This is a genomic window from uncultured Ellagibacter sp. (assembly GCF_934643285.1).
In the GTDB taxonomy this organism is placed as follows: Bacteria; Actinomycetota; Coriobacteriia; order Coriobacteriales; family Eggerthellaceae; genus Ellagibacter.
This window is the reverse complement of sequence record NZ_CAKUBT010000042.1, coordinates 1-3829: the sequence shown is the minus strand read 5'-3', so window position 1 is coordinate 3829 and position 3829 is coordinate 1. Positions and strand designations below refer to the sequence as shown.

Below are 3829 nucleotides of genomic sequence, written 5' to 3'. Positions count from 1 at the left end.
GAGGAGCCTGGCCGCACGTGCGTGCGCGAGGTGCTCGAGGAGACGGGCGTGCACGTTGCGCCGCAGGCAATCGCGAGCGTGAAATCGTCAAACTACCTGGTGAAGTACGCGAACGGCGACCAATGCCGATACCTCGATATCCTCTTCATCTGCACGCCCACCGACGACGACACACCGTTCGTAGGCGACGACGAGAGCACCGAAGTTGGATGGTTTCCGCCCGAGGAGCTTCCCCATCCCCTGGCCACCTCGACCGTCAGTCGACTCGCCATCGTAAGCGAGTACAAGGCCCGGGCAGCCAAAGGCAACGCCGCCGCACTCTTTTCGCTGTAGCAGAAAGCCTGCGCGCGTCTCTACCTCGCGCGGGCTTTCCCTCGTCCCGACTGGTTCTTGTGCGGGCATCCTTGCTTCTCGAAGTGCGAAGCTATTCCTTTACGAGAACTTTTTCGATCTCGGCCATATACATGGTGTGGTAGTCGTGGTTGGGATACCAGCGCGCATCGCAGGAGGTATCGATGAAGTCCTCCGGCGGAAGCTCGCGCGCGTACAGCTTGCGGCATACGAACACAAGCTCGGCCTCCTCGAAGGCAACCGACCCGCCGACCTCGACAGGGGTGAGCCCCGCCTGGGAAACCTTGTCGGGAACGTCGCGCCCGGAAACCTTGCCCAGAAGGCTCAATGCCTCACGCTGGTTCCCCTCGCCGAAAAATGCGCAGGTGAAACGCTCTTCTGCATCGACGAGCTCCTTGGTGTAGCGTTGCGGACGGATGTAAACGCTCACCACGTTCTTGCCCCACATAACGCCCATGGCACCCCAGCTCGCGGTCATAGTGTTGCAATGCCCGGCATCGGCGCCGGCGGTGATGAGCATCCACTCCTTCCCGATTTTCGTGAACGGGTTGAGCATCAGCTCCTCAGGTGCGATTTCTTTGAAAGCCATAGCAATCTCCTTACGTGTGAATTCGTCCATGATAGCGCGAATCGAGAAATCGTGTTTCTGCAATATTGTAACCAAAGGCAAACTTTTTCATCCAAACGCTTGACTCGCGTTTGCCGCTGATTTATAAGTTTCCCAGAGTTAACTATCACCGAGGAAGCCATACAAAAGGAGCGCTCTCGTGGACAGACACGAATATGTGAAATTGTTCGAGCGAAAACTGGTACACCACTGCACGCCGACACTGGCTGGCATCAAGCCGGGAAGCCTGTTCGTCTGCCGCGACGAGTCGGTCCCTGGGCTCGGCAAGAGCAAGTCGGGCATAGTCTCCGCGCGGGACCATGAGCGCAACCTGGCCTACGCGCTGCGCGCAACGCGCGACAAGCTCTACGATTGCGGGGTACGCATCGAGCTTTTGGCGCGAAGGAAATCCGGGGTGCTTCTCTATGTCTACCGCTCCGACCTGCTTCGACGCGACCTTTCGCGGCCTGAGGTTGCAAGCTTCCTCGCGCAGGAGGGATACGATACCGGCTCCCTCGCGGCCTGCATCGAGCTTCTGCACAAGCGCATCTGCGGGACCGACCTGCAAAGCACGCTTTCAGGGTCTTGCGAGTTCCCTCACGAGATCGGCCTCTTTTTGGGATATCCGTTCAAGGACGTCATAGGGTTCATCGAGAACAAGGGCGAGAACTACCTGTGCAGCGGATGCTGGAAGGTGTACTCATGCGAGCGCGACGCAAAGGAGTGCTTCTGCAAATACAAGGAATGCACGCGCGCCTACGAAGAGCTCTTCGACGAAGGGGTGTCGCTGGAATGCCTCGCCATCCTCGACGACGCCTTCCCCGCCGACGAGGCCTATTCCCAGGCCAGCTAAGAGCGCGCCGGGCGATGTGCACGCGGGAGGGGAGCCTGCGTGCACATCGCCCGGCGCTGAATAAAAGCGCTCGGAACCGAATGGCACCCGATATGCAAGGAGAACCTATCATGAATAAAGTCGCTATCGTTTATTGGAGCGGCACGGGAAACACCGAGGCCATGGCCGACCTGATCGCACAAGGCGTACGTGCCGCCGGCGGCGAGGCCGATCTCATCCAAGCCGCAGATTTCGATTCGAGCAAGCTCGATGACTATGACGCTTTCGCGTTCGGCTGCCCCGCAATGGGAGACGAGGAGCTCGAGGAGATGGAGTTCTTGCCCATGTACGATGAGGTGGAGCCGCATCTTCCTGGACGCAAGGTGGCGTTGTTCGGATCCTACGATTGGAACGACGGCGAGTGGATGGAGCTTTGGGAGAAGCGCGCGGAGGAGGCGGGCGTCGATGTGGTCGACTCCGTCATCGCGAAGGACTATCCCGACGACGACGCATCCGCGGACTGCATGCGCCTTGGCACGCTAATCGCAAAATAAGGGCGGTGCTGGCTTGGCCCGATCGGGAAGGAGAGGGCTTGGCGGCGCGGCGTGCCCGCATTTATTCCCCTACAAGTTTCCGCAGCTCAAAGGTGCCGCTTTCGTAAATAGCATAACTGTTCGAGCCGTCCTTCGGGAGAGAAACGCTACCGGGGTTCACGAAGAGAACGCCATCGCGCGAGGCAATCTCCTTCACGTGGGTGTGCCCGTACAGAAGGGCGGCGCCTCGCGCGAGCGGCGGCACATTCTGCGGCCCAAACAGGTGGCCGTGCGTGCAGAACAGCAGACGCGGCTTGACCTTTGGAGCGGGATGTCCATCTGCGCCCTCCGCAGGTTCCGCGTCCATCACAATCGCGTAGTCGGCCATGCATGGGAAATCGAGCACAATCTGGTCGACCTCGCTATCGCAATTGCCGCGCACGGCAACGACGCGGTCGGCCAGCGTGTTCAGCATGGCAAGCACCTCCTTCGGCGCGTAATCGCGCGGAAGGTCGTTTCGCGGACCATGATAGAGAAGGTCGCCCAGAAAAACGATGGTGTCGGGCGATTCAGCCTCGATTCGCGCCATGAGCGCGCGGCACCAGTACGCCGAGCCGTGGATATCGGATGCAATCAAAAGCTTCATCGGGGCGCTCCTTTCTTGTCTTTGCGAAAGCATACCCTATCCGGGATGCAGGTCGTAGCGAGGTTGACGCCAGCAAGCCCTATCTCACGACGGCAGGTGTTTGGCTTGCTGGGCAGCTATAGGCCAAAAAGCAGGGCAAACCCGAGCAAAACCGCCAGAAATACCACGTTGACCAGCGTAAACACTTTAAGATACCTCATCTTCGCCCCCACGCGGCCGATGGAGATCGCCTTGAAGGTGATCAGGCTCGCCATCGAGGCGGTGAGCGTCCCGAGCCCGCCAAGATTCGTGCCCACGATAAGGGCGTCCCATTGACTCGTGAACCCGGAGAGCAACACGGCCGCGGGGACGTTGCTGATCACCTGGCTCGCGCCCACTGCTGCGATGACCGCATTTTGCCCCACGAGCCCCGCCACCGCATCATGGACAAGCGGAATGCGCACCATGTTCCCCACAAAGACGAACAGCGCCACGAAAGTGAGCAGGAGCGCGAAATCAACGCGTCGAAGCTGCTCGGCATCAGTAAGCGCGACGGTCGCGATGACGACGACAAGCACTATGCGCACATCGACGATTCCCGCAACTGCGAGCAGGCAGATGCAGAATAGCACCAGGTAAATTGCAAGACGTCCGCAGCTGCATTTCCACAGGGGCGCAGGGGCGGCGGCTTCGCGGACCTCATTTGCAGAGTCGGGCGCAGCGCCGTCGGACCAGCACGACCGCGGGACGACCTCTCCCCCACCAGCAGCACCCCGAACGCAGCCCCCGTTCTTGCCAGCCTCTTCCCCGCAACAAGGCTTCGACCTGAACAGCACGAAAATGCACCCGGTCAGAAGCGCTGCGGAAAGCACCGTGTAGGG

At 60.1% G+C, this 3829-nt stretch carries 6 protein-coding genes; 3 read left to right on the top strand and 3 right to left on the bottom strand.

Annotated elements, in window-relative coordinates:
- The coding region (locus Q0I65_RS09490; RefSeq protein ID WP_296062885.1) for an NUDIX domain-containing protein at nucleotides 1–333 on the top strand (333 nt) is incomplete at its 5' end.
- A gap of 91 nt (nucleotides 334–424) precedes the next feature.
- Here Q0I65_RS09490 and Q0I65_RS09485 read toward each other — a convergent pair.
- Nucleotides 425–940, bottom strand: coding sequence for a flavin reductase (locus Q0I65_RS09485; RefSeq protein WP_296062882.1), 516 nt, complete (start codon nucleotides 938–940; stop codon nucleotides 425–427).
- Between the two features lie 178 nt (nucleotides 941–1118).
- Here Q0I65_RS09485 and Q0I65_RS09480 point away from each other — a divergent pair, with 178 nt between their 5' ends.
- Nucleotides 1119–1811: a DUF3793 family protein gene (locus tag Q0I65_RS09480; protein ID WP_296062880.1), complete on the top strand. Its 693-nt coding sequence runs from the start codon at nucleotides 1119–1121 to the stop codon at nucleotides 1809–1811.
- A gap of 110 nt (nucleotides 1812–1921) precedes the next feature.
- Nucleotides 1922–2344, top strand: a complete 423-nt coding sequence (locus tag Q0I65_RS09475; protein WP_296062878.1) for a flavodoxin — start codon at nucleotides 1922–1924, stop codon at nucleotides 2342–2344.
- A gap of 61 nt (nucleotides 2345–2405) precedes the next feature.
- Here Q0I65_RS09475 and yfcE read toward each other — a convergent pair whose 3' ends face one another.
- Together yfcE and Q0I65_RS09465 are read right to left on the bottom strand one after the other, a co-directional pair.
- On the bottom strand, nucleotides 2406–2969 hold the full coding sequence (gene yfcE, locus Q0I65_RS09470) for a phosphodiesterase (RefSeq protein WP_296062876.1): 564 nt from the start codon (nucleotides 2967–2969) through the stop codon (nucleotides 2406–2408).
- 116 nt (nucleotides 2970–3085) lie between these two features.
- The coding region (locus Q0I65_RS09465) for an SLC13 family permease (protein ID WP_366513254.1) at nucleotides 3086–3829 on the bottom strand (744 nt) is incomplete at its 5' end.